This is a genomic window from Kitasatospora sp. NPDC091276, from assembly GCF_040684355.1.
Taxonomy (GTDB): Bacteria; Actinomycetota; Actinomycetes; order Streptomycetales; family Streptomycetaceae; genus Kitasatospora.
This window is the reverse complement of sequence record NZ_JBFBFU010000006.1, coordinates 68,797-93,039: the sequence shown is the minus strand read 5'-3', so window position 1 is coordinate 93,039 and position 24,243 is coordinate 68,797. Positions and strand designations below refer to the sequence as shown.

22 protein-coding genes are annotated in these 24,243 nt (G+C 72.9%); 5 read left to right on the top strand and 17 right to left on the bottom strand.

Annotation, left to right across the window (positions count from 1 at the left end; genetic code table 11):
* Window positions 1-12: 12 nt before the first annotated feature.
* The 4 genes from AB0O19_RS09610 to AB0O19_RS09595 form a co-directional block, all read right to left on the bottom strand.
* Window positions 13-840 (bottom strand): zf-HC2 domain-containing protein, encoded by an 828-nt coding sequence (locus AB0O19_RS09610; protein ID WP_363618892.1) that lies wholly within the window; start codon window positions 838-840, stop codon window positions 13-15.
* Window positions 837-1,397 (bottom strand): RNA polymerase sigma factor, encoded by a 561-nt coding sequence (locus AB0O19_RS09605; protein ID WP_350884320.1) that lies wholly within the window; start codon window positions 1,395-1,397, stop codon window positions 837-839. Before AB0O19_RS09605 ends, AB0O19_RS09610 begins: the two co-directional genes overlap by 4 nt.
* Before the next feature lie 133 nt (window positions 1,398-1,530).
* Window positions 1,531-1,995, bottom strand: coding sequence for a MarR family transcriptional regulator (locus AB0O19_RS09600; protein WP_363618891.1), 465 nt, complete (start codon window positions 1,993-1,995; stop codon window positions 1,531-1,533).
* Window positions 1,996-2,119: 124 nt separating this feature from the next.
* Window positions 2,120-2,890, bottom strand: coding sequence for an HAD family hydrolase (locus AB0O19_RS09595; RefSeq protein WP_363618890.1), 771 nt, complete (start codon window positions 2,888-2,890; stop codon window positions 2,120-2,122).
* Between the two features lie 148 nt (window positions 2,891-3,038).
* Here AB0O19_RS09595 and AB0O19_RS09590 point away from each other — a divergent pair, with 148 nt between their 5' ends.
* The 3 genes from AB0O19_RS09590 (at window position 3,039) to AB0O19_RS09580 (ending at window position 5,621) form a co-directional block, all read left to right on the top strand.
* A complete protein-coding gene (locus tag AB0O19_RS09590) occupies window positions 3,039-3,566 on the top strand; it encodes a GNAT family N-acetyltransferase (protein WP_363618889.1) in 528 nt (175 codons plus the stop codon).
* A 130-nt stretch (window positions 3,567-3,696) separates the two neighbouring features.
* Entirely contained in the window at window positions 3,697-4,932 is a 1,236-nt protein-coding gene (locus tag AB0O19_RS09585; RefSeq protein ID WP_363618888.1) for a histidine kinase, read from the top strand.
* The gene (locus AB0O19_RS09580) at window positions 4,929-5,621 is read left to right on the top strand and encodes a response regulator transcription factor (protein ID WP_363618887.1); all 693 of its coding nucleotides are present in this window, start codon (window positions 4,929-4,931) and stop codon (window positions 5,619-5,621) included. The genes AB0O19_RS09585 and AB0O19_RS09580 overlap by 4 nt, the downstream gene beginning before the upstream one ends.
* A 32-nt stretch (window positions 5,622-5,653) precedes the next feature.
* Here the strand turns inward: AB0O19_RS09580 and AB0O19_RS09575 are convergent, their stop codons facing one another.
* Window positions 5,654-6,283, bottom strand: a complete 630-nt coding sequence (locus tag AB0O19_RS09575) for a dienelactone hydrolase family protein (RefSeq protein WP_363618886.1) — start codon at window positions 6,281-6,283, stop codon at window positions 5,654-5,656.
* A gap of 163 nt (window positions 6,284-6,446) precedes the next feature.
* On the opposite strand from AB0O19_RS09575, the gene AB0O19_RS09570 reads away from it, so the two are divergent.
* Complete coding sequence (locus AB0O19_RS09570; RefSeq protein ID WP_363619075.1) at window positions 6,447-8,144, top strand: alkaline phosphatase D family protein; 1,698 nt, start codon at window positions 6,447-6,449, stop codon at window positions 8,142-8,144.
* A gap of 84 nt (window positions 8,145-8,228) precedes the next feature.
* On the opposite strand, the gene AB0O19_RS09565 is transcribed toward AB0O19_RS09570, so the two are convergent.
* The 6 genes from AB0O19_RS09565 to AB0O19_RS09540 form a co-directional block, all read right to left on the bottom strand.
* Entirely contained in the window at window positions 8,229-9,110 is an 882-nt protein-coding gene (locus tag AB0O19_RS09565) for an ABC transporter permease subunit (RefSeq protein WP_363619074.1), read from the bottom strand.
* A 44-nt stretch (window positions 9,111-9,154) separates the two neighbouring features.
* Window positions 9,155-11,959 carry an alpha/beta fold hydrolase gene (locus AB0O19_RS09560; protein ID WP_363618885.1) on the bottom strand — a complete coding sequence of 935 codons (2,805 nt, stop codon included), beginning with the start codon at window positions 11,957-11,959 and terminating at the stop codon, window positions 9,155-9,157.
* 156 nt (window positions 11,960-12,115) lie between these two features.
* Entirely contained in the window at window positions 12,116-12,577 is a 462-nt protein-coding gene (locus AB0O19_RS09555) for a GNAT family N-acetyltransferase (protein WP_363618884.1), read from the bottom strand.
* A 1-nt stretch (window position 12,578) separates the two neighbouring features.
* Window positions 12,579-13,517: an RluA family pseudouridine synthase gene (locus AB0O19_RS09550; protein WP_363582910.1), complete on the bottom strand. Its 939-nt coding sequence runs from the start codon at window positions 13,515-13,517 to the stop codon at window positions 12,579-12,581.
* Window positions 13,518-13,578: 61 nt separating this feature from the next.
* The gene (lspA, locus tag AB0O19_RS09545; protein ID WP_363618883.1) at window positions 13,579-14,157 is read right to left on the bottom strand and encodes a signal peptidase II; all 579 of its coding nucleotides are present in this window, start codon (window positions 14,155-14,157) and stop codon (window positions 13,579-13,581) included.
* 240 nt (window positions 14,158-14,397) lie between these two features.
* Window positions 14,398-14,865, bottom strand: coding sequence for a TraR/DksA family transcriptional regulator (locus AB0O19_RS09540; RefSeq protein WP_244293330.1), 468 nt, complete (start codon window positions 14,863-14,865; stop codon window positions 14,398-14,400).
* 641 nt (window positions 14,866-15,506) lie between these two features.
* Here AB0O19_RS09540 and ileS point away from each other — a divergent pair.
* Window positions 15,507-18,635, top strand: coding sequence for an isoleucine--tRNA ligase (gene ileS / locus AB0O19_RS09535; protein ID WP_363618882.1), 3,129 nt, complete (start codon window positions 15,507-15,509; stop codon window positions 18,633-18,635).
* A gap of 168 nt (window positions 18,636-18,803) precedes the next feature.
* On the opposite strand, the gene AB0O19_RS09530 is transcribed toward ileS, so the two are convergent.
* The 6 genes from AB0O19_RS09530 to ftsZ all read right to left on the bottom strand — a co-directional run bounded on the left by AB0O19_RS09530 (window position 18,804) and on the right by ftsZ (window position 24,233).
* Window positions 18,804-20,138, bottom strand: coding sequence for a DivIVA domain-containing protein (locus AB0O19_RS09530; protein WP_363618881.1), 1,335 nt, complete (start codon window positions 20,136-20,138; stop codon window positions 18,804-18,806).
* Window positions 20,139-20,197: 59 nt separating this feature from the next.
* Window positions 20,198-20,479 carry a YggT family protein gene (locus AB0O19_RS09525; RefSeq protein ID WP_063347232.1) on the bottom strand — a complete coding sequence of 94 codons (282 nt, stop codon included), beginning with the start codon at window positions 20,477-20,479 and terminating at the stop codon, window positions 20,198-20,200.
* Between the two features lie 99 nt (window positions 20,480-20,578).
* Window positions 20,579-21,181, bottom strand: a complete 603-nt coding sequence (sepF, locus tag AB0O19_RS09520) for a cell division protein SepF (protein ID WP_031071810.1) — start codon at window positions 21,179-21,181, stop codon at window positions 20,579-20,581.
* Window positions 21,182-21,484: 303 nt separating this feature from the next.
* Window positions 21,485-22,219, bottom strand: coding sequence for a YggS family pyridoxal phosphate-dependent enzyme (locus tag AB0O19_RS09515; protein WP_363619073.1), 735 nt, complete (start codon window positions 22,217-22,219; stop codon window positions 21,485-21,487).
* Window positions 22,220-22,290: 71 nt separating this feature from the next.
* The gene (pgeF, locus tag AB0O19_RS09510) at window positions 22,291-23,022 is read right to left on the bottom strand and encodes a peptidoglycan editing factor PgeF (RefSeq protein ID WP_363618880.1); all 732 of its coding nucleotides are present in this window, start codon (window positions 23,020-23,022) and stop codon (window positions 22,291-22,293) included.
* On the bottom strand, window positions 23,019-24,233 hold the full coding sequence (ftsZ, locus tag AB0O19_RS09505; protein ID WP_363618879.1) for a cell division protein FtsZ: 1,215 nt from the start codon (window positions 24,231-24,233) through the stop codon (window positions 23,019-23,021). Before ftsZ ends, pgeF begins: the two co-directional genes overlap by 4 nt.
* Window positions 24,234-24,243 lie beyond the last annotated feature (10 nt).

The following is a 24,243-nucleotide window of genomic DNA, read 5'->3' as shown; positions in this document are numbered from 1 at the left end:
TGGACATGGGTTTCACAGCGTTGAGTACGCGTCCCTGCGGGTGATCACGGCGCAGATGCCGAGTGTGAGGAGCAGCCCCCACACGGGCAACTGGTCGCGGTGCAGGGCGAGTTCGAGGACGGCGGGGATGCGGCCGGTGACGAACGCGGGCACCACGACGGCGGCGCCCCACGCGGCCACCAGCCCCACGGCGGCGCGGGTCACGCCGACCACGCTGCCCAGCGCCAGGGCGGTGGAGGTGAAGGCCAGGGAGGGCAGCAGCCACTGCGCGGCCGTCGTGTTCCCGGTCAGCCATCCCCCCAGCAGGAGCCCGGGCACGACCACCACGAGGACCGCGGTGGTGCGCCTGAGCAGCAGGGCCAGGCCGGCCCGGGCGGTCGAGGCGGTCAGTTCGTGCGCCGGGTCCAGACCGCGCGACCACGATGCGGCGACACCGCACAGCGGCAGCACGGGCGCGATCAGCGCCACCATCGAGGAGCCGCCGAAGACCTTCGCCGGCGCGGCCACGTCCAGCAGCAGCGCCACCAGGGTGACGACGGCGGTCATCGCCAGCCACGGGGTCATGGCCGGTGTCAGCCAGACCGACACCCACGTCGGGCGGTGCCGCCGCCGGGGCGCCCCGGCGGACACGCCCAACTGCGCGTCCAGACCGGCCCGGACGGTGTCGACGAGCGCGGCGACGCCGGGCGCCTCGGTGGCCACGGAGGCCGCCAGCAGGCTCCGGCACGGCGCGCACGTCTCCAGGTGGGCTTCCAGCGCCCACACCGTGTCCGCGGCCATCGCCGTGTCACCACGCGCGTAGTCGTCGATCAGCCGCCTCGACGCGTGTTCCGCGTTCATGCCAGCGCCTCCCGCATCGCGATCCGGGCCCGGCGGGCACGGGTCTTGACCGTGCCTTCGGGCAGTCTGAGCAGGACGGCGGTCTCCCGGACGGAGAGCCCGTCGAGCACCGTCGCCTGCAGTACGTCTCGGAGTTCCGGCGCCAGCCGCCGCAGGGCGTCGCCCACGTCGCCGCCGACGGTCCCGGCGAGCGCCTCCTCCTCCGCCGCGGGCACCACGGCCCGCTCGGCGGCGGCGGCCGGCGGTTCGGCGTGGTGGGCACGACGGCGGAAGGCGTCGACGAGGCGGCGCGCCGCGATCGTCCACAGCCACCCGACGGCCGTCCCGCCGACGGCGCTCCCGGCGAACGCGCCGGCCGCGCGCCACACCGCCAGATAGGTCTCCTGCATGACCTCGGCGACGATCTGCTCGTCCGCGCAGCGGCGGCGCAACCGCACCGCCAGCCACGGCGACGTGCGCCGGTACAGCTCGTCGAACGCCGCGCGGTCACTTCTGGCGATCAGCCGGACGAGGCGTTCCTCGTCCAGCTCGTCCAGTGCTCTCCTGCGTGATCTCACACCAGCCAGACGCCCGCGACCGCACGCAGGTTCTGCGTTCGACGTGACCTGCGCCACATCGCCACCCCGGCATGACAGCAGCGCAGGAAGTCGACCTACCCGACTTCCTGCGCTGCGGCTACCTCGACACCCTTCAGTCGGGCAGGTTCCCGTCGCCCCCCAGGTTGGCGACCATCCGACGCAGGACGTCGATCGTGGTCGCGAACTCGGCCGCGCCGATGCCCTCGTGCGCCTGCCGGTGCACCCGCAGATTGCGCTCCCGCGCCCGGAGGCGGCCGGCCTCCCCCGCCTCGGTCAGCGTCATGGCCCCCGCCTCCTCCGACAGCCACCCCCGGGCGACGAGGTCGTCGAAGACGCCGCCGAAGTCGATCCCGAGGTCCTCGTACCTCGCCAACCGCTCGACCAACGCCGCCCGGGTCCACCGGCCCGGATCCCCGGCCACGTGGTTGAGCGTCCACCAGTGCAGCTGAGTGAGGTCCTCCACCGCCAACTGCGCACGGAGGGCCCCGACCACCCATCGGCACGCCTCACCGCTCCACGCGCCGATGGGCTGGGCGGCCAGCTCCTCCTGCGAGTACTCCCGGACTGCCATGTCCATTCGCCCCCTTCGAGCGATCACCGGAACACGGCCACCGTAGAACCTCAACCGCCCTTGAAATCAAGGCCGGTTCAGAAGGCGGCCGCCCGGATCAGGCACCTGTGGCGGCAGGCACCCCGGCGCCCTACCGCCCCTCGGCCGCCCGCGCCAGCAGCGCGATCTCGGCCGCCACCGCCTCCGGCTCGGCCGCGACGCTGACGTGGGCGACGCCGTCCAGCCCGGGATGCGTGCCGACCCGCACCGCCCGCTCGGCGTTGCGCAGCAGGTCGAAGTCGTTGATGTCGTTGCCGAAGGCCGCGTACGCGCCGATGCCCATCGACGTCAGGGCCTCCCACTTCGTCGTGGAACCGGGCGCGAAGTCGATGATCGCCTCGTCGAGGTGGTGGTTCACCATCAGCCCGAGCCCCCGGCCGGCCTCGGCGAGTTCCGCCATGTCCGACGCCTCGACGACCAGGAACTTCACCACCTCGGGCAGCTCGGCGAGCTCCACCCGGCTCGCCAGGCCGCCCTGGTCGACGCGGCCCCGGATCGGGTGGTCCACCGGCCCGGTGTACGCGTAGTCCCAGGGCCCGTCCGCGAGATAGCCCGCCTCGTGGCGCGCGACCGCCGCCATCAGCCCGCCCAGCACCGCCGGTTCGAACGCGGCCCGGGCCCGCACCTGCCCGTCGACCGACACCAGGCTCCCGTTCCCGCCGATCAGCATCGCGGCAGGGAAGGCGCCGTCGAGCACCGGCAGCATGTCCCGAACCGGCCTGGCCGACGCGAAGACCACCCGGTACCCGGCCCGCTCGCACTCCCCGATCGCCGTCAGGATCCGACCGTCGATCGTCCGCCCGTCGAAGCAGAGCGTGCCGTCGAGATCGAAAACCACCGTGCGGGTGCGAAGGTTGACCATTCCCGGATGATATCCGTCCGTTCGGAGCCCGCGATGCGATCCCCACGACGCCGCCCCCGACACCCGTTCGACCGCGATCGCCACCGGTGCTCCGACCTCCCGAAAGCCGCTTGCCGGGCGGGCGACGGCCCCCGTACCGTCGCCCGACATGACCCCGACCCTGCGTACCGAGCGCCTGCTGCTCGACCCATACGTCCTCGCGGACGAAGAGGACTTCGTGGCGCTGTTCCAGAACCGGCAGGTGTCCCGGTGGATGGGCGACGGCCCGCAGTCCGAGGCCGAGGACCGGGCCCTGTTCGGCCGCGTCTTCACCCAGGTCTACGCCTCGAACCGGTTCGACGTCTGGGCCGTGCGGCACGACGGCCGCCTCGTCGGGCACGCCGAGATCAAGCCCGCCACCGCGGTCGAGGGCTTCGAGATCGTCTACGCGCTGGCCCCGGAGGCGTGGGGCCGCGGCCTGGGCACCGAACTGGCGGCCGCGATCGTCGACTACGGCTTCACCGCCCTGGGGCTGGCCGAGGTGCACGCGACGGTCGCCGACGCCAACCTCGCTTCGCTGGCGCTGCTGGGCAGGATCGGCTTCCGGCACGTCCGCGACATCACGGAGGACGACGGCAGCACGACCCGCCTGCTCACCCGGGGCCGCGCCGATGCCTCCGGGGCCGCCTCGCCGTAGCTTTCCCGCCGGAGCAGAAACGCCGAGGCCGGAAGGACTGAGGCCGGAAGGGCCGAGGCCGGAAGGCCGGAACGAACGCTCCCCCGATCGGGGGAGGCCCCCCACGAACTGCGCCGCAATACTGGTGATCATGATCAGGGGAATCCGGCCGCTGCTGCGCGGCTCCACGTACTCGGGTGTGCTGTTCGCCTTCCTCGGCGCGCTGGCGAGCCTGCCGCTGCTGCCGTTCGCGATGCTGCCGATGATGGCCTGGCCGTCCGGCCCCTACCTCGCACGGGCGGTGCTCACCCTGCTGGCCTGGGCGGCGCTGCTCGCCGTGGTCGGGCTGGCCCGCACCACCCGGCGGGTGCTGATCGGCGGCGCCCGCCGGCTGCTGAGGGTGCCGCTGCCGGATCCGGTGTCCGACACCCGGGCGGCGGACACCCCCGGCACCGACCGCTGGCGCACCCCGCTGTGGCTGCTGCTGCACGTGGCACTGGGCTGGGTGGGGGGCCTGGTGAGCCTCGTCCTGCTCGGCGCGGCCGTGGCCCTTCCGGGCGGCTGGGTCTCCGGTGATGCCCGGCTGAGCTGGCCCGGCCGGTCGGTGCAGGTGACGGGCCTCTGGAGCTGGGTGGTGGCGGCGGCCTGCCTGCTGCTGGCGCCGGTGGTGTGCGCGGCGGTGGCGAGCGCCCTGCGCGGTCTGGCCCCGAAGCTGCTGGGGCCGTCGGCGGCCGAGCGGCTGGCGATGGCGGCGGAGCGGGAGCGCCGGCTGGCCGAACGCAACCGGCTGGCGCACGAGTTGCACGACTCGATCGGGCACACCCTGACGGCGGCCACGATCCAGGCGGCGGTGGCGGGCGAGGTGCTCTCCGCCGACCCGGTGGCGGCGCGGGCCGCCATGCGCAGCATCGAGGAGTCGACCCGGGCCGCCCTGGAGGACCTGGACTACGTGCTGGGCGCGCTGCGCGAGGAGGAGTCGGGGGCGGCCCCGGCCCGGACCTTGGCCGACCTGCCCGAGCTGCTGGACCGGTTGCGGCACGCCGGCGCGGCGGTGGAGCCGGAGCTGTCCGGCGAGCTGGCGCAGGTGCAGGGGACGCTCTCCCGGGCGGCGTACCGGATCCTCCAGGAGGGGCTGACGAACGCGCTGCGGCACGGAGCCGGCGGCCCGATCGAGGTCCGGGTGGCGGCCGGGCCGGACACCCTGGAGCTCAGCGTGGTCAACCGGACCGGGACGGGTCCGCGCCAGGGCGCCTTCCCGACGTCCGGCCACGGCCTGCCGGGCCTGGCCGAGCGGGTCCGGCTGCTGCACGGCGAGATCGAGGCCGGACCGGACGGGCCCCAGGCCTGGCGGCTGGCCGTGCAGCTGCCCGTGCGGTTGTCGGCATGACCGGCCCAGGCCCCACCGACGCCCCGGGCAACGCCCCCGTCACCCTCCTGATCGCGGACGACGACGAGGTGACCCGCAGCGGCCTGCGCACCCTGCTCGCGGTGCAGCCGGGGATCACGGTGGTCGGGGAGGCGTCCGACGGCGTCGACGCGGTCGAGCAGGCACAACGGCTGCGGCCGGACGTGGTCCTGATGGACGTACGGATGCCGCGCCGCAACGGGATCGAGGCCACCCGGCAGTTGCTGGCCGAGTCGGCCGCGCCGCCGAAGGTCGTGGTGATCACCACCTTCGAGAACGACGGCTACGTCACCGCCGCGCTCAGCGCGGGGGCGAGCGGGTTCGTGCTGAAGCGGCTTCCGGTGCGGCAGATCGCGGAGGCGGTGCGGGTGGCGGCGGCCGGGGAGGCGATCCTCTTCCCGGCGGCGCTGCGCCGGATGGTCTCCGCCCGCCCGCTGGACTCCGCCGAGGCGCTGCCCCGGGCGGCGTTGACGGTGCGGGAGGAGGAGGTGCTGCGGTCGATGGCCACGGGCCAGTCCAACCCGGAGATCGCGGAGTCGCTCAGGGTGAGCCTGGAGACGGTGAAGACGCACGTCGGGAACGTGCTGACCAAGCTCGGCGCGCAGAACCGGACCCACGCCGTGGTGATCGCGTACGAGTCCGGCCTGGTGGTGCCGGGGCTCGCCGGCTGACCGGCCGCCCCGACGACCCCCTCGCCTCCCGGTCAGGAATCCAGCTCGCCTAGGAAGTCCAGCGCGATGGCCCAGGCCCGCTCCGCCGCCTCGGCGTCGTAGTCGGCCAGCTCGGTGTCGGTGAACAGGTGCCCGGCGCCCCGGTAGCGGTGCACCTCGACGTCGGCCCCGGCCCGCCGCATCCCCAGGTACCAGGCGTTCAGCCAGTCCTCGGTCTCGAACGGGTCCGGCTCGGCGACGTGCAGCTGCACCGGGATCTCGGTGGCCGCGTCCTCGCGCAGGTCGGAGGTGCCGTGCAGGAGCAGCAGGCCGCGGGCCTTGTCGTCGGCGAGGGCGAGGTTCTGCGCGAGCGAGCCGCCGAGCGAGAAGCCCGCGTAGACCAGGCCGCCGTCCGACAGCGGAGCGGCGGCGGTGACGGCCCGGCGCAGCAGTTCCTCGCTGCCGCCGACCTCCTCCTGGTACGCCAGTCCGGCCTCGATGTCGTCGAAGGTCCGCCCGTCGTACAGGTCCGGGGTGTGCACGGTGTGCCCGGCGGCGCGCAGCCGGTCGGCGGCGGCGTGGACGGCGGGGCGCAGCCCGAGGGCGGAGTGGAAGAGGACGATCTGGGCCACGGTCGGGGTCCTTCGGCAGCTGAGGGCGGGTACTCCCCCATGATCCCGCATGATCCGGCGACCCGACTTCCCCGGCCGGCCCGGCCCGGCTTCCCCGGCCCGCCCGCACCGAACCGCAGCCCCCTTCCTCTCCACGACGGGTCGTCAGGTCGCCTGATTTACCTACGCTTTACTAACGGGTAACCTTCCGGGCGTGAACGATCTTGTCCATGACATGACCCCCGCCCACCCGCGCCGCCGCCAGGTCCTGAAGGCCGGCGCGCTGGCCGCCGGCGCGACCGCCGCCCTCCCGATCGCCCTCCCCGCCCCCGCCGGAGCCGCCGAGCCGGCCCAGGCCGCCGGAGCCGCCCAGGCCCCCGGAACCCCCGAAGCCGCCCCCCGCTTCCTGCACGGCATAGCCTCCGGCGACCCCCTCCCCGACGGCGTCCTGCTCTGGACCAGGGTGACGCCCCGCCCCGAGGCCGTCCCCGGCTCGGGCCTCGGCCCCGACACCGAGGTCCGCTGGGAGCTGGCCGCCGACCAGGCCTTCACCCGCGTCGTCGCGAGCGGCACGGTGACCGCCACCGCCGCCGCCGACCACACCGTCAAGGCCGACGTCCGCGGCCTGACCCCGGACACCCCCTACTGGTACCGCTTCACCGCCACCGCCGGTACCGGCACCGCCGCCTCCCCCACCGGCCGCACCCGCACCACCCCCGCCACCGACGCCGCCCTCTCCCGGCTGCGGTTCGGCGTCGCCTCCTGCGCCAACTGGGAGGGCGGCTACTTCTCCGCCTACCGCCACCTCGCCGCCCGCGGCGACCTGGACGCCTTCCTCTTCCTCGGCGACTACATCTACGAGTACAAGACCGGCGAGTTCTGCGCCCGCGGCACGGTCGTGCGCCCGCACGCCCCCACCCACGAGATCCTCACCCTCGCCGACTACCGCACCAGGCACGGCCAGTACAAGACCGACGACGACCTCCAGGCCCTGCACGCCAAGCTCCCGACCATCGCGATCTGGGACGACCACGAGTTCGCCAACGACGCCTGGTCCGGCGGCGCCGAGAACCACACCCCGGGCACCGAGGGCGCCTGGGCCGACCGGATGGCCGCCGCCAAGCAGGCCTACTTCGAGTGGATGCCGGTCCGGCCCTCGATCGCCGGCACCACCTACCGCCGCCTGCGCTACGGCAAGCTCGCCGACCTGCACCTGATGGACCAGCGCTCGTTCCGCTCCCAGCAGGCGAAGACGGGCAGCGGTGCCGTCGACTCGGCTGACCGCACCCTCACCGGCCGCGCCCAACTGGACTGGCTCAAGGCCGGGTTGTCCGCCTCCGACACCACCTGGCGGCTGATCGGCAACGAGGTGATGATCTCCCCGGTCGCCTTCCTCTCGCTGCCCGACTACCTGCTGCGCCCGCTGGCCAAGCTGCTCGGCCTGCCCGGCGAGGGCGTGGCGGTCAACCCCGACCAGTGGGACGGCTACACCCACGACCGCCGCGAGCTGCTCGGCCACCTCAAGGCGAACGGCATCACCAACACCGTCTTCCTGACCGGCGACATCCACTCCGCCTGGGCCGCCGACGTCCCGAACGAGGCCGCCACCTACCCGCTGTCCGGCAGTGTCGCCACCGAGTTCGTGGTCACCTCGGTGACCTCCGACAACGTCGACGACCTGCTGAAGGTCGCCCCGCAGACCGTCTCGCTGGCGGCCGGCACCGCGATCAGGACGGCCAACCCGCACGTCAAGTGGGTCGACCTGGACTCGCACGGCTACGGGATCCTGGACATCACGCCCGAGCAGACCCAGATGGACTACTACGTCCTCTCCGACCGCACCCGCAAGGACGCGACCAGCAGCTGGACCCGCTCCTACCGCACCCGCACCGGCACCCAGCGGATCGAGCGCGCGAACGCCCCGATCGCCTGACCCCACCCCGGGCCCCCACACCGGGCCCCACGTCTGTCACCCGGGCCCGCCGCACCCACGCGGCGGGCCCGCAGCACGACGGCCCTACGACACCACGTCCTTGCGCGCGAACCCCCGGAACGCCAGCGCGAGCAGCACCGCCGCGTACGACAGCGACAGCGAGACGCCCTGCACCATGCCGCCCCACTCCAACTGCGGCTGCAGGGCGTCCGCCCAGGCGTACTGCCAGTGCGCGGGCAGCCACTCCCGCAGGCCTCCCAGCGCCGTGACGGCGTCCAGCACCCCGGTGATGATCGACGCGAACACCGCCCCGCCGACGGCGCCCAGCGGCGCGTCCGTCGCCGTGGAGAGCCAGAACGCCAGCGCGGCGATCACGATCTCGGCGAGGAACACGTAGGCCGCCGCGACGGCCAGCCGGGGCAGCGCCTCCCCGGCCGAAAGGCTGGCCCCGGTGGGCAGCTTGAGGTCCCCCCAGCCGTACGCGGCGGTGCCGACGACCAGCCCGATCAGCGGCAGCATCGCCACCGCCACCGCCGAGAACGCCAGCCCGACCGCGAACTTGCGGGCCAGCAGCCGGGCCCGGGGCACCGGCGCGGCCAGCAGGTAGCGCAGCGAGGACCAGCTCGCCTCGGAGGCGACCGTGTCGCCGCAGAACAGCGCCACCGGGATGACCAGCAGGAAGCCGGTGCCCACGAACAGCATGGTGGCGGCGAAGTTGGGCCCGGACGCGGTGGCCAGGTCGATGAAGGTGGTCCGGTCGGGGCGGCTCGGGGTGCCGCCGATCTGGAAAGCGGCCAGCATCACGAACGGCAGGGCGGCCAGCACCGCGCCGATCACCAGGGTGCGGCGGCGCCGCAGTTGGCGCATCGCCTCCACCCGCAGCGGCAGCGTCCGGCCCGCCCGGTACCCCTCGGCGTGGTCCGCCGACACGACGCCGCTCGCGCCACCGCTCACATCGCTGCTCACATCGCTGCTCACGTCACCGCTCGCCCCACCACTCACGCCACTGCTCACGCCGCACCTCCGATCAACGACAGGAACGCGTCCTCCAGCCGCCGCTGCGGCCCGGCGCTCTCCACCGGCACGCCGAGGCGCACCAGTTCGGCCAGCAGTTCGTGCGCCGCCAGCCCGTCCAGGCGCACCAGCAGCCCGCCCTCGACGGCCTCCGCCGAACCGACCCCGGCCAGCGCGGCCACCTTCTCGACGACCGACCCGGGCTCGTACCCGGCGGGCACGCCGAGGAACAGCAGCTCGCCCGCACCGACGATCTCGCCGACGGCTCCGGTGGTGATCAGCCGCCCGCGGTCCATCACCACCAGGTCCGTGCAGCTCTGCTCGACCTCGGCGAGCAGGTGGCTGGAGACGATGACGGTACGGCCGGCGGCGGCGTACCGGATCATCACCTCGCGCATCTCGCGGATCTGCGGCGGGTCGAGCCCGTTGGTCGGCTCGTCGAGGATCAGCAGGTCCGGCATCCCGAGCATGGCCTGGGCGATGGCGAGCCGCTGGCGCATGCCCTGCGAGTAGGTCCGCACCGCGCGGTCGAGCGCCTCGCCGAGACCGGCGATGGCCAGCGCCTCGTCGAAGCGGGCGTCCGCCTCCGGCCGGCCGGTGGCCTGCCAGTACAGCCGCAGGTTGGCCCGGCCGGTGAGGTGCGGCAGGAAGCCCGCGCCCTCGACGAAGGCGCCGACCCGGGAGAGCACCGGTGCGCCGGGGCGCACCAGGTGGCCGAAGATCCGGATCTCGCCCGCGTCGGGCCGGATCAGGCCCATCAGCATCCGCAGCGTGGTGGTCTTGCCGGCGCCGTTGGGCCCGAGCAGGCCGAGCACCTGCCCCTGCTCCACCCGGAAGCCCAACTCCCGCACGGCGTAACGGTCCTGAGCGCCCTTGTAGCGCTTGCTCAGGCCGGTGATCTGCAACGGCACCCCGGCCAGCGCCGGATCGTACGCCGGCCCGTCGCCCGCCCCCCGCCGACGGCGGCGCAGCAGCCGGGGCGACAGCACCAGGCCGAGCGCCACCACGACGGCCGCCAGCGGCAGCAGCCAGGTGCGCGCGGGCAGCGGCGTGGCCTCGGTGACGAGTTCGTCGTCGGTCGGCACGGTGAGCGCGCCGGCCGGCGCGACCCGGTAGGTGGCGGGCTCGACGGGCGAGGCGTACGCGAGGTCGGTGGCGGCCAGGACGACCCGCAGCCGGTGCCCGGCGGCGAAGGTGTGGTCGACGGCGGGCAGCGCGACGGTGACGGTGCGGCCCGCGTCGGCGCCGGTGACCCGCAGCGGGGCGGCGAGCTGCTGCGGGAGCACGGCCTTGCCGTCCGGGCCCACGTCGTACAGCTTGGCGAAGAGCACCGCGTCCGGCCGGTCGGCGTGCACCTGGACGGGCACGGTGGGCTGCCCGGTCAGGTGCAGCGGCTGGTCCAGCGGCGCGGAGTCGAAGGCGGCGTGCTGGCCGGGGAAGTCGAGCGACAGCCCGGCGCCCAGCGAGGCGGCCTGGCTCAGCGCGCCGATCCCGGGCAGCGTCGAGATCCCGGGCGGGGCCCCGCCGGGCGGGTTGGCGATGGTCTGCTCACCGCCGGCCAGTTCGACACCGTGGGAGCCGGTTCCGCCCAGGCCCGGGTAGCGGTCGGCGGAGGCGCCGCGCAGCACGGCCTGGAAGCCGGTGGAGTCGACGCCCCCGGTGCGGGTGACCCGGAACGCGGGGCCGGTGTCGTCGCCCTGCCCCTTCAGGTAGCGGTCGAACCAGGCGGTCACCCGGTCGTCGACCCGGGCGCTGGTGTCGGTGCCGCCGTCGTGCCCGCCGGCGAACCAGTCCACCGAGACGGGTGCCCCGTTGGCCGCGACGGCCCGGGCGATCCGGTCGCCCTGGTCGAGCGGGAACAGCGAGTCCTGCTGGCCCTGCACGACCAGGGTGGGCGCCTTGAGCTGCGCGGCCACCGAGGACGGGCTGGAGCGGTCCAGCAGCGCGACGGCCTCCGGGTCGGCGTGCCCGGCGGTGGCGACCCGGTCGTACATCTGGCAGAGCGACTCCAGGAACCGCCCGCAGCCGACCGGCCCGCCCGCGGCGTCGCCGCCCTGCCCCGGCCCGCCCTGCCCGGCCCCGCCGCCGCGCGGCGCGCCGCCGGAGGGCCCGAGCTCGCCGGCCGCGCCGGTGGTGAAGAAGATCCCGGCCCAGAGCTTCTTGAATACGCCGTCGACGGCGCCCGAGCCCTGCACGCCCTGCGGGAACAGCGCGTCGGCGAGGTTCCACCAGGTGATCTGGGTGGCCACCGCGTCGATCCGGTGGTCGTACGCGGAGGCCAGCAGCGAGACGGCGCCGCCGTACGAGGCACCGGTGATGCCGACCCGGGGGTCGCCGGGCCCGTCGAGCTGCACCTCGGGCCGCTGGGCCAGCCAGTCCACCAGGTGCTTGACGTCCTCGACCTCGCGGTCGGGCGCGTTGAGGCCGATCTTCCCGCCCGAGTGCCCGAAGCCGCGCGCCGACCAGGTCAGCACCGCGTAGCCCTGCCGGGCCAGCTGCTGGGCGCGTTCGCGCTCGCCGTCCTTGGAGCCGCCGAAGCCGTGCGCGAGCAGGACCGCCGGGCGCGGGGTGCTGCCGGTGGTGAAGAAGGAGGTGTCCACCTGGACCTGCTGGTCACTGCCGGGGGTCTCCGGCATGGCGAGGAAACGGTCCTCCTGATGGACCGCCGGCTCACCGCCGGACGCCACCGTCGCCGTACCGACCCCGGCCACCACCACCAGGGCCACCGCACCGGCCACCACCCTGCGCCGCACCGTCGTACCCCGGCTGCGCCACCGGCGCCACGCCCCACCGAACTCCATGGGGGCTGATCGTATCCGCCCCCCGGGTAGGCGTCCGATAAGGCCACCGCCGAAGCCGCCGCTTCCGCCCCGTTCACCCCGTTGCGCCCCGGTACGGCACGGGACGACGGAGATCCCCGCACCCCACCAGGGGTACGGGGATCCGCAGGGCGCGCCCTACAGCACCCGCGTCATCGTCCGATGCGGTATCCCCGCGTCCTCGTACACCGGGCCCTCGGCCGCGTACCCCAGCCGCTCGTAGAACCCCAGCGCCCGCACCTGCGCGTGCAGTTCCACCTCGACGGCCCCGCGGTCGAGCCCGGCCGCCTCGATCGCCCGCACCAGCTGGGCCCCGAGCCCGGTCCCCCGGGCCGCCGACACCACCGCGAGGCGTCCGAGCAGCACCCTGCCCTCGACACCCCCGGTGAGCTTCAGCGCCTGCTCCCCGAAGATCAGCCGTCCGGTCCCGAGCGCGGTCCCGTCCGCCGCCACGGCCAGCAGGTGCACCGAGGTCGCGTCGTACTCGTCGTACTCCAGCTCCTCCGGCACGTTCTGCTCGACGATGAACACCTCGCGCCGCACGTCCCGCACCAGCGCCAGGTCCGCGGCGCCCGCCGCGGTCCGGATGGCCGCCGTCATCTCAGCTCTCCGACGAGATGATGTCGAGCGCCTTGCGTAGGTCGGGCGAGTACTCGCTGGAGAACTCGACCCACTGCCCGTCCGCCGGGTGCTCGAAGCCGAGCGACACGGCGTGCAGCCACTGCCGGGTCAGCCCGAGCCGCTTGGCCAGCGTCGGGTCGGCGCCGTAGGTCAGGTCGCCCACGCAGGGGTGGCGCAGCGCGGACATGTGGACCCGGATCTGGTGGGTGCGCCCGGTCTCCAGCTTGATGTCGAGCAGCGAGGCCGAGCGGTAGGCCTCGATCAGGTCGTAGTGGGTGACGGACGGCTTGCCGTCCTTGGTCACGGCCCACTTCCAGTCCGAGCTGGGGTGTCGCCCGATCGGCGCGTCCACGGTGCCGCTCAGCGGGTCCGGGTGCCCCTGCACGAGGGCGTGGTAGCGCTTCTCGGTGATCCGGTCGTGGAACTGCCGCTTGAGGTCGGTGTACGCGCGCTCGGACTTGGCGACGACCATCAGCCCGGAGGTGCCGACGTCCAGCCGGTGCACGACGCCCTGGCGCTCGGCGGCGCCGGAGGTGGAGATCCGGTAGCCGGCCGCGGCGAGCCCGCCGATGACGGTGGTGCCGGTCCAGCCGGGGCTGGGGTGCGCGGCGACGCCGACCGGCTTGTCGACGAGCACGATGTCCTCGTCGTCGTGGATGATCCGCATGCCCTCGACCGGCTCGGCGATGATCCGCACGGGGGCGGCGGGGGCCGGGATCTCGACCTCCAGCCAGGAGCCGGCGGTCACCCGGTCCGACTTTCCGGCCACGGCGCCGTCGAGCGTCACCTTGCCGTCGGCGGCCAACTCGGCGGCCTTCGTCCGGGAGAAGCCGAACATCCGGGCGAGGGCGGCGTCGAGGCGCTCGCCCTCCAGGCCGTCGGGTACGGGGAGGCTGCGGATCTGCGCTGCGGTACTCACCCGTACGAGTATGCCGGAACCGCGGCCCTCCGCCGCCCGCCCGACCGCCCGGGGGCCCCTGCTACTCGGTCTTGCCGCCCTGCTGGTGGACGGTGCCGTCCGGGTTGCTGCCCCGGAAGGAGAGCAGCACGACGAGGATTCCGCCGCAGACGATCGCCGAGTCGGCGAGGTTGAAGACCGCGAAGTGCTGGACGGAGATGAAGTCGACGACGTGCCCGCGGAAGACGCCCGGCGAGCGGAACAGCCGGTCGGTGAGGTTGCCCAGGGCCCCGCCGAGCAGCAGCCCGAGCGCGATCGCCCAGGGCAGGCTGTACAGCCGGCGGGCGATCCGCCAGATCACCACGATGACGGCCGAGGCGATCATCGTGAAGACGACGGTCAGCGCCTGCCCCATGCCGAAGGCGGCGCCGGAGTTGCGGATGACCTGGAAGGTGACGACGTCCCCGATCACCTTGATCGCCGCGTGGTTCTCCAGCCGGGCCACGACCAGCAGCTTGCTGCCGAGGTCGATCAGGAAGGCGAGCAGCGCGACGACCATCAGCACGCCGACCCGCCGACGGCCCTTCGGCGCCTCCGCCGCGGCCGGGGCGCTCGCCTCGGCGGGCCCAGCAGGCTCGGCGGGCTCGGTGGACTCGGCCACGGCCACCTCCACGGCTTCGGCGGGGGTCGGGACGGCGTCGTCCCGCGTCTGGGGGGAACCTTGCGTACTGATGATCCGCTCCGCTGCCGGTGGAGCTCCCCCGGTTGGAGGTGGGGGAGGGTGGGCCCGTGGTCGCCGTACCGGACACCTCCGAACCGGACGTGTCCCGAGGATTCAGGCGACGTTACGGGGTCGAGCGTACGGCAAGCCCGACCCCCTGCGCCGCCCCGGTCGGCCGCGTCAGCGGCGTTCCTGCTTGGCCTTGCACTGCACGCAGAGCGTGGCCCGGGGGAAGGCCTGCATCCGGGCCTTCCCGATGGCCTGCCCGCAGGACTCGCAGGTGCCGAAGCCGACGCCCTCCAGCCTGGTCAGGGCCCGCTCGGTCTGGGCGAGGCTGTCCCGGGCGTTGTTGGCGAGCGCGAGCTCGCTCTCCCGCGAGATGTTCTTCGTACCGGCGTCCACCTGGTCGTCACCGGCTCCGTCGTTGGAGTCACGCATCAGGCCGGAGATGGCCGCCTCCGCGGCGTCGATCTCGTTCTGCAGCCGCTCCAGCTCGCTGATGAGCTCGGTGTGCAGCTCGTGGACCTCGTCGGTGGTCCACGGGTCCTCGCCGGGCCGGACCGGCAGCGTGGCCGGGTCCACCGACTCGGCGCCGCGCGGCACGGTGACGGTGTCGGTGCTGCTCTTCTGCCGTGCGGTAGTGGTCACGGTCCCCTCCCCTGGATCGGCCGCCACGGCCTTGCGTGCCCGCTTGGTGGCGGTACCCGCGCCGGTTGCCTTCTCAGCCATGGCTTCGACCCCATCTACGAACGAATCGAGCCGCCGGTTCCCGGCGGCCTCCAGTGCCGGAACGATAATCCCGATCAAAACCGGTCACAACATGACATTCCGACGCCCCATGATGATCCCACCCAGGCAGCCGCCCCAGCCGCCACGCCCCGCGCGCTGACCAGACTTGTGCCCAGATCACCCCCGCCTAACCACCACCGCCGCCGGCCCCGGAGCGCCCCGGTCGTCCACCGCGGGGAAAAACGATTTGGACAAACCGACTCGCCCGGCCGATACACTGGCCCTGCAAGGCGCAGATGGGACGAGTACCGACGTACGCAGCCACCAGCGACCCGGGGACGGTGCGAGCCCGGGGGTGTGCACGGCGGGAAGATCACCCCGGAGCCGCCGGAAGAACGGCCGCCCGCCACCGCGCGGGCCGGCCCACTAGACCCGGCAGCAAGCCCAAACAAGAGGGCCGCAGCAGCACCGCGGCCAAGGAGGGTGGTACCGCGGGGCGGCTCGCCGTCTCGTCCCTCCGTCGGATCCCGTTCACATCCGCCGGAGGTATGACGCCCGCGATGAGCACCTACAACTCCGTCCCCGCACAGGTGGACCTGCCCGCCCTCGAACACCGGATCCTGTCGTTCTGGCAGGACAACAAGATCTTCCAGCGCAGCCTGGAGCAGTCCGAGGGCCGCCCCGAGTGGGTCTTCTACGAGGGCCCGCCGACCGCCAACGGCATGCCCGGCGCCCACCACATCGAGGCCCGCGTCTTCAAGGACGTCTTCCCCCGCTTCCGGACGATGAAGGGCTACCACGTCGCCCGCAAGGCCGGCTGGGACTGCCACGGCCTCCCGGTCGAGCTCGCCGTCGAGAAGGAGCTGGGCTTCTCCGGCAAGCAGGACATCGAGGCGTACGGCATCGCCGAGTTCAACGCCAAGTGCCGCGAGTCGGTGACCCGCCACACCGACGCCTTCGCCGAGCTGACCACCCGCATGGGGTACTGGGTCGACCTCGACGAGGCCTACCGGACGATGGACCCGTCGTACGTCCAGTCCGTCTGGTGGTCGCTCAAGCAGATCTTCGACAAGGGCCTGCTGGTCCAGGACCACCGGGTCGCCCCCTGGTGCCCGCGCTGCGGCACCGGCCTGTCCGACCACGAGCTGGCCCAGGGCTACGAGACCGTCGTCGACCCCTCGGTCTTCGTCCGCTTCCCGCTGACCAGCGGCCCGCTGGCCGGCCGGGCCGCGCTGCTGGTCTGGACCACCACCCCGTGGACCCTGGTCTCCAACACCGCCGCCGCCGTCCACCCGGAGGTCACCTACGTGGTGGCCACCGACGGCGAGGAGAAGCTGGTCGTCGCCGAGCCGCTGCTCGCCAAGGCCCTCGGCGAGGGCTGGGAGGCCACCGGCGAGTCCTTCACCGGCGCCGAGATGGAGCGCTGGGCCTACCGCCGCCCGTTCGACCTGGTCGAGATCGAGAACGCGCACTACGTCCTCAACGCCGACTACGTCACCACCGAGGACGGCACCGGCATCGTCCACCAGTCGCCCGCCTTCGGCGCGGACGACCTCGCGACCTGCCGCAGGTACGGCCTGCCGGTGGTCAACCCGGTGCTCGCCGACGGCACCTTCGCCCCCGAGGTCCCGCTGGTCGGCGGCCAGTTCTTCAAGAAGGCCGACGAGGCCCTGGTCGCGGACCTCAAGGAGCGCGGCCTGCTCTTCCGCCACCTCCCGTACGAGCACAGCTACCCGCACTGCTGGCGCTGCCACACCGCGCTGCTCTACTACGCGCAGCCGTCCTGGTACATCCGCACCACCGCGGTCAAGGACGCCCTGATCCGGGAGAACGAGGCCACCAACTGGTACCCGGAGAACGTGAAGCACGGCCGCTTCGGCGACTGGCTGAACAACAACATCGACTGGGCGCTCAGCCGTAACCGCTACTGGGGCACCCCGCTGCCGATCTGGCGCTGCGAGGAGGGCCACCTCACCTGCGTCGGCTCGCTGGCCGAGCTCTCCGAGCTCACCGGCACCGACCAGAGCGAGCTCGACCCGCACCGCCCGTACATCGACGACGTGACCTTCGCCTGCCGCGAGTGCGGCGGCACCTCGACCCGGGTCCCCGAGGTCATCGACGCCTGGTACGACTCGGGCTCGATGCCCTTCGCCCAGTACGGCTACCCGTACCAGAACAAGGAGCTGTTCGAGAAGCGCTACCCGGCGCAGTTCATCTCCGAGGCGATCGACCAGACCCGTGGCTGGTTCTACACGCTGATGGCGGTCGGCACCCTGGTGTTCGACAAGAACAGCTACGAGAACGTCGTCTGCCTGGGCCACATCCTGGCCGAGGACGGCCGCAAGATGTCCAAGCACCTGGGCAACATCCTGCAGCCGATCCCGCTGATGGACCAGCACGGCGCCGACGCCGTCCGCTGGTTCATGGCCGCCGGCGGTTCGCCCTGGTCGGCCCGCCGGGTCGGCCACGGCACCATCCAGGAGGTGGTCCGCAAGACCCTCCTCACCTACTGGAACACCGTCGCCTTCCAGGCCCTGTACGCCCGCACCGCCGGCTGGTCCCCCTCGGCGGCCGATCCGGCCCCGGCCGACCGCCCGCAGCTGGACCGCTGGGTGCTCTCCGAGCTGAACACCCTGGTCCGCGAGGTCGACGCCGCCTTCGAGGCGTACGACACCCAGCGCGCCGGCAAGCTGCTGTCCGGCTTCGTCGACGACCTGTCCAACTGGTACGTCCGCCGCGGCCGCCGCCGCTTCTGGCAGGGCGACGCGGCCGCGCTCGCCACCCTGCACGAGGCGCTGGAGACGGTCACCCGCCTGATGGCCCCGATGACCCCGTTCATCACCGAGCAGGTCTGGCAGGACCTGGTCGTCCCGGTCGCCGCGGACGCCCCGGCCTCGGTCCACCTGGCCACCTGGCCGCAGGCGGACGAGTCGCTGATCGACACCGACCTCTCCCGGCACATGGCGCTGGTCCGCCGCCTGGTGGAGCTCGGCCGGGCCACCCGCGCCGAGTCCGGTGTGAAGACCCGTCAGCCGCTGTCCCGCGCGCTGATCGCCGCCCAGGGCTGGGACGAGCTGCCCGCCGACCTGCGCGCGCAGATCGCCGAGGAGCTCAACGTCTCCACCCTGGAGTCGCTCGCCGAGGTCGGCGGCTCGCTCGTCGACACCAGCGCCAAGGCCAACTTCCGCGCCCTGGGCAAGCGGTTCGGCAAGGGCGTGCAGGACGTCGCCAAGGCGGTCGCCGCCACCGACGCCGCCCGCCTGGCCGCCGAACTGCGCGCCGACGGCGAGACCTCGGTCGAGCTGAACGGCGAGCCGGTCACCCTCTCCCCGGACGAGGTGATCATCACCGAGACCCCGCGCGAGGGCTGGGCCGTCGCCAACGAGTCCGGCGCCACCGTCGCCCTCGACCTGGCCATCACCCCGGAGCTCAAGCGGCTCGGCGTCGCCCGCGACGCCATCCGCCAGATCCAGGAGGCCCGCAAGAACTCCGGTCTCGACGTCGCCGACCGGATCGTCCTGCGCTGGCGGGCCACCACCGAGGAGACCGCCGAGGCCATCGCCGAGCACGGCCCCCTCGTCGCCGAGGAGGTCCTGGCCACCGACTTCGCCGCCGGCACGGCCGACTGGGACTCCGAGACCTTCGTCGACGAAGCCCTCGGCCTCGCCTTCCAGCTCCGCAAGGCCTGACCGACTCCGAAGCCGCCGTCACCCCGCCCGGGGCGACGGCGGCTTCGCCGTACCCGCGCGCCCCCGAAGCGACGTCACCACCCCGCGCGCGCCCGCAGCACAGCAGAGCGCCCCCTGTCCGACCCGTGGGTCGGACAGGGGGCGCTCTCAAAAGGCCGCGCTACAACCTCAGTTGTCGCCGTCCTCGTCGATCAGGAAGCCCCGCATCGGCGCCGGCGCCTGCTGCATCGGCTGCGGAGGCTGCGGGCGGACGGCCGCCATCGGCTGCGTCATCCCGGCCGGCTGCATCTGCGGCGCGCCGGTGTTGCCACCGGACGCCTGGCCGCCGAAGCTCGGCGCCGGCGGGTTGCCGCCGAAGGAACTCTGCCCGCCGAACGACGGCGCGTTGCCGCCGAAGGCCGGCTGGTTGCCACCGAAGGCCGGGGCACCGCTCATCGCACCGGCACCGGCCGGAGCCATCGACGAGGCCGCCGGCGGCAGCGACGCGGTGGCGGGGATCCGCGGCGGGGCGAGCGAGTCGTCGGCCTGCGACTCCAGCTGGCGCAGCTGGGTCTCCAGGTACGACTTGAGGCGCGTCCGGTACTCGCGCTCGAACGCCCGCAGGTCCTCGACCTTGCGCTCCAGCGTGGCGCGCGCGGACTCCAGCGAGCCCATCGCGACGCGGTGCTTCTCCTGCGCGTCCCGCTCCAGGGCGTCGGCCTTGGCACGGGCGTCGCGCTCCAGGCCCTCGGCGCGGCTGCGGGCCTCGCCGACGATCTTGTTGGCCTCGGAACGGGCCTCCGAGATCGCCTGGTCGGCGGTCTGCTGAGCGAGCGCCAGGACGCGGGCGGCACTGTCGCCACCGGGGCCCTGCTGCTGCATGGGGGCACCCATGGGGCCGCCCATCTGCTGCTGCGGGCCGCCCATGGGGCCGCCCATCGGCTGCATCTGCTGCTGCTGGCCCATGCCCTGGCCCATCGGGTTGCCCATCTGCTGCGGGCCACCGGGGCCGCCCATGGGCTGGAGCATCTGACCGCCCATCGGCTGGACCAGCTGCTGCTGGCCGCCCATGGTCTGGTTCATCTGCTGCTGCTGGCCGCCCATCTGCTGGGGGCCGGCGGGGAGCTGCGGGGCGCCGGAGGGCAGGCCGAGCGGCTGGTTGCCCATCTGCTGCTGCTGCGGGCCGCCCATCTGCTGCTGCTGCGGACCACCGGGGCCCATCTGCTGCTGCTGCGGGCCGGGGCCCTGCTGGCCGGGAACCGGCGGGCCGGATATGGCGGCCGGAACGGGGGCGCCCGAACGGGCGTCCTGCGGCGGCTCCTTCCGCATGTTCGCCTGGTTCTGCGCGGCGGCGCGAGTCGCGGCGGCCAGCTTGGCGCGCAGGTCCTCGTTCTCGCGAAGCAGGCGGGTCAGCTCTCCTTCGACCTCGTCGAGGAAGGCATCGACCTCGTCCTCGTCATAGCCTTCGCGCAGGCGGACGGTCGTGAACTGCTTGTTCCGAACGTCCTCGGGGGTCAATGGCATCTCTTCACCTCAACGTGATCGTCGGCACACCGGCATCCTGTCGCATCGCTCACCTACGACTAGGGCCGCACAAGCGAGATCAGGACATACACAATGATCATCAGTACGAAGAAGGACAGGTCGAGCGCCACGCCCCCGAAACGCAACGGCGGAATGAACCGCCGAAGAAGCTTGAGCGGCGGATCCGTGACAGTGTACGTGGCCTCCAGGACCAGGACCATGGCCTTGCCGGGCCGCCACGAACGCGCGAACTGGAAGACCCAGTCCATGACCAGTCGCACGAGCAGGAACACCAGGAAGACGGTCAGGGCGTAGTAGAGCACCGCCCACACGATGTCCATCGCGTTTCCCTCTCCCCGGTTCCGGGCCCTTGGGCCTGCCGCTCGTCACCTGTCGCTAATCCACTGTTGATCAGATCCACACGTAAAGTCGTGGCCGGGTCAGCTCTGGTTGAAGAACCCACCCTCGGCGATCCGAGCCTTGTCCTCCGCCGTGACATCGACGTTAGCAGGCGACAGCAGGAACACCTTCTGTGTCACGCGCTCGATACTGCCGTGCAGACCGAAGACGAGTCCAGCGGCGAAGTCTACGAGTCGCTTCGCGTCGGTGTCGTCCATCTCGGTCAGATTCATGATCACGGGGGTCCCGCCACGGAACTGTTCCCCGATGGTACGGGCCTCGTTGTAGGTCCGCGGGTGCAGCGTGGTGATGCGGTAGGGCTCTCGTTCGTTCACTACCTTGGGCATGATCACCGGGGCGCTCTTCTCCAGGTTGTGGCGGCGTTCGGGTGTGATGGACGACACTGGGGCCATCCTCGGGGTCTCCTGCCGGATCGGCACCGCGGCCGGGACCGGCTGCGGAGTGATCGAGGAGACCGGGGCGGGCGCGGCGGCCGGCCGGGGGATGTCCTCGGTCCGCTGTCCCGTTCGAATCGGCTCGGGGTCCGCGTCGTAGTCGTCGTCAGGGTCGTACCCCTGACCGTCGTACGTCTCGTCCTCCACGAGGCCGAGGTAGACCGCCATCTTGCGCATTGCGCCGGCCATGCTCCTGTCTCCTCCGCTCATAGCCACCTCGCTGGCGCTCGGTGGCGGCTTCGCGAAACGCGCACCTTCCGATGGTCGCTCGCTCTGCTCGCTCCGTGCGGACCGGCTCCGTCCCGGCGGCCAGGCCGTGCGGCCCTGCCTGCGGATTCCGCGGTCCACCCACGACGGCCCGTCAGGCCGACGGCCGGTCAGAGTTCGTGGGGTGGGGGCCGCGGAGCTGCGATCCACGGTTCGCTAGCGCTCCGAGGAGCTGCTAGATTCTGTCCTATTTTGTCCTGCAGTCTGATCTACTACCCGGTGACGTTACCTGAGGGGTGACCTCACTCCGAGTACCGCCGTTCCGACGCGCACATGTGTCGCCCCGGCGGCAATCGCCTGCTCAAGGTCACCGCTCATTCCTGCGGAGACCATGGTGGCAGCAGGATGGGTCGCGCGTACTGCGGTTGCGATTTCCGTCAGCCGCTCGAAGGCACGGAGCGGGTCTCCGGCGAGCGGACCGGCCAACGGAGCGACGGTCATCACACCGTCCAGCCGCAGGCCGGGCGTGTCGGCGATCGCGTCCGTGAGTTCCGCGACGTCCTCCGGGGCGACTCCGGCCCGGTGGGCCCCCTCGCCGTGCTCCTTGTCCAGGGCCACCTGCACCAGGCAACCCAGCTCCGGGCGCTCGGACTTGAGCACCGCCGCGGAGAGCGACCCGACCAGCCGCAGCCGGTCCACCGAGTGCACGTGGTTCGCGTACCGGACGACCGAGCGGACCTTGTTGGTCTGCAGCTGTCCGACGAAGTGCCAGTCAAGAGGAAGGTTTCTGCACTGCTCTGCCTTGGGTGCGGCGTCCTGGTCGCGGTTCTCCGCGACATCCGTCACACCCAGTCCGGCCAACAACGCGGTGTCCTCGGCGGGGTAGGTCTTGGTGACGACGACCAGGGTGACCTCGTCGCGCGGCCGTCCGGCAGCCGCGCAGGCGTCGGCGATCCGCCGCTCGACCACGTCGAGGTTGGTCCCCAGCTCCTCGTACCGGGCCCGCTGCCCCTCCGTCAGGGTCTCCAGCCAGCTCTGGTCGGGAAGGCCGCCGCGACTCCCCGGGAACGGTCCGTAGATGTCGTTCGTCATCAATGATCAGAGCCCAACCAGACGTAGCTCGCGAGCCGGCCGGTGCGCTGCTCGCGGCGATAGGAGTAGTGATCCGCGGATTCGAGGGTGCAGACCGGTGACCGCACCAACCCGGTGACCCCGGCGGCGGCCAGCTGGGCCGCGACTCCCTCGGCCACGTCCAGCGCCGGTGTTCCCCAGGAGGTCTCGGCGAACGCGGCGGGCACCACCGCGGCGACCTCCGCCCGCAGGCCGGCCGGCACCTCGTAGCACCGGCCGCAGACCGACGGGCCGGTGGCCGCGGCGATCCGGCCGGGTTCGGCCCCCAGTTCGACCATCGCCCGCACGACCGCGGGCACCACCCCGGCCGCCAGCCCGGGCCGGCCCGCGTGGGCCGCGCCCACCACGCCCGCCACCGGGTCGGCCAGCAGCACCGGAGTGCAGTCGGCGGTCAGGACGGCGAGCGCGAGCGGCCGGTCGGTGACCACCGCGTCCACCGTGGGGGCGTCCCCCGGCGACTGGCGCTGCGTCACCACGGCGACCCGCGCGCCGTGCACCTGGTTCATCCAGACCACGTCGGCCGGGTCGAGCCCGAGCTCCCCGGCGGCGATCGCCCGGTTCTCCCGGACGGTCTCCGGGTCGTCCCCCACCGCCCCGCCGAGGTTGAGCTCCCCGTACGGCGAAGTGCTCACCCCGCCCCACCTGTCGGTGAAGGCGAAGTGAGCACCCGCGCGTACGGCGTGATCGATCACTTAAGGAAATCCGGGACGTCGAGCTCCTCCGCCGGGCTCTCGACGAACGGCTGCCGGACCGGCTGCACCTGCGGCGGCACCGGGGCGGTGGTCACGGTCTCGGTGGCGCGCGGCGCGGCGTGGGTCTCCCCCTCCGAACGCGACGTCACCGAGCCGATGCTCCCGTAGGACGGCCGGGTGGCCGGGCGCTCCGGGGCGGCCGACGGCGTGGCCGCGGCGGCGGGGGTGGCCTTGACCACCGGGTCGCGGACGATCGCCGGCGGCTGCCCGCCGTCGAAGCCGGCCGCGATGACGGTGACCCGGACCTCGTCGCCGAGCGCGTCGTCGATGACCGCGCCGAAGATGATGTTGGCCTCGGGGTGCGCGGCCTCGCTGACCAGCTGGGCCGACTCGTTGATCTCGAACAGGCCGAGGTCGGAGCCGCCCGAGATGGAGAGCAGCACGCCGCGGGCGCCGTCGATCGAGGCCTCCAGCAGCGGCGAGGAGATCGCCATCACGGCGGCCGCCTTGGCACGGTCCTCGCCGCGGGCCGAACCGATGCCCATGAGCGCCGAACCGGCCTCCGACATGACGGACTTGACGTCGGCGAAGTCGAGGTTGATCAGGCCGGGGGTGGTGATCAGGTCGGTGATGCCCTGGACACCGGAGAGCAGGACCTGGTCGGCCGAGCGGAACGCGTCGAGCACGCTGACCTGGCGGTCCGAGATGGACAGCAGCCGGTCGTTGGGGATCACGATGAGGGTGTCGACCTCTTCGCGCAGGCTCGCGATGCCGTCCTCGGCCTGGTTGGCGCGGCGGCGGCCCTCGAAGGTGAAGGGGCGGGTGACCACGCCGATGGTCAGGGCGCCGAGCGAACGGGCGATGTTGGCGACCACGGGCGCGCCGCCCGTGCCCGTGCCACCACCCTCACCCGCGGTGACGAAGACCATGTCGGCCCCCTTGAGGACCTCCTCGATCTCCTCGCGGTGGTCCTCGGCGGCCTTGCGGCCGACCTCGGGGTTGGCGCCGGCGCCGAGGCCCCGGGTGAGTTCACGGCCCACATCGAGCTTGACGTCGGCGTCGCTCATCAGGAGGGCCTGCGCATCGGTGTTGATCGCGATGAACTCGACGCCCTTGAGACCGACCTCGATCATCCGGTTGATGGCGTTGACACCACCGCCGCCGATTCCGACGACCTTGATGACTGCGAGGTAGTTCTGCGGTGCTGCCACGTCGAAGGCC

Coding starts and splice junctions, on each gene's coding strand:
- AB0O19_RS09595 (WP_363618890.1), bottom strand. CDS start 2,890: ATGGTCAACCTTCGCACCCGCACGGTGGTTTTCGATCTCGACGGCACG.
- AB0O19_RS09560 (WP_363618885.1), bottom strand. CDS start 11,959: ATGGAGTTCGGTGGGGCGTGGCGCCGGTGGCGCAGCCGGGGTACGACG.
- AB0O19_RS09555 (WP_363618884.1), bottom strand. CDS start 12,577: ATGACGGCGGCCATCCGGACCGCGGCGGGCGCCGCGGACCTGGCGCTG.
- AB0O19_RS09585 (WP_363618888.1), top strand. CDS start 3,697: ATGATCAGGGGAATCCGGCCGCTGCTGCGCGGCTCCACGTACTCGGGT.
- AB0O19_RS09570 (WP_363619075.1), top strand. CDS start 6,447: ATGACCCCCGCCCACCCGCGCCGCCGCCAGGTCCTGAAGGCCGGCGCG.
- AB0O19_RS09590 (WP_363618889.1), top strand. CDS start 3,039: ATGACCCCGACCCTGCGTACCGAGCGCCTGCTGCTCGACCCATACGTC.
- AB0O19_RS09580 (WP_363618887.1), top strand. CDS start 4,929: ATGACCGGCCCAGGCCCCACCGACGCCCCGGGCAACGCCCCCGTCACC.
- AB0O19_RS09575 (WP_363618886.1), bottom strand. CDS start 6,283: ATGCGGGATCATGGGGGAGTACCCGCCCTCAGCTGCCGAAGGACCCCG.
- AB0O19_RS09600 (WP_363618891.1), bottom strand. CDS start 1,995: ATGGACATGGCAGTCCGGGAGTACTCGCAGGAGGAGCTGGCCGCCCAG.
- AB0O19_RS09610 (WP_363618892.1), bottom strand. CDS start 840: ATGAACGCGGAACACGCGTCGAGGCGGCTGATCGACGACTACGCGCGT.
- AB0O19_RS09530 (WP_363618881.1), bottom strand. CDS start 20,138: ATGCCATTGACCCCCGAGGACGTTCGGAACAAGCAGTTCACGACCGTC.
- AB0O19_RS09525 (WP_063347232.1), bottom strand. CDS start 20,479: ATGGACATCGTGTGGGCGGTGCTCTACTACGCCCTGACCGTCTTCCTG.
- sepF (WP_031071810.1), bottom strand. CDS start 21,181: ATGGCCGGCGCAATGCGCAAGATGGCGGTCTACCTCGGCCTCGTGGAG.
- ileS (WP_363618882.1), top strand. CDS start 15,507: ATGAGCACCTACAACTCCGTCCCCGCACAGGTGGACCTGCCCGCCCTC.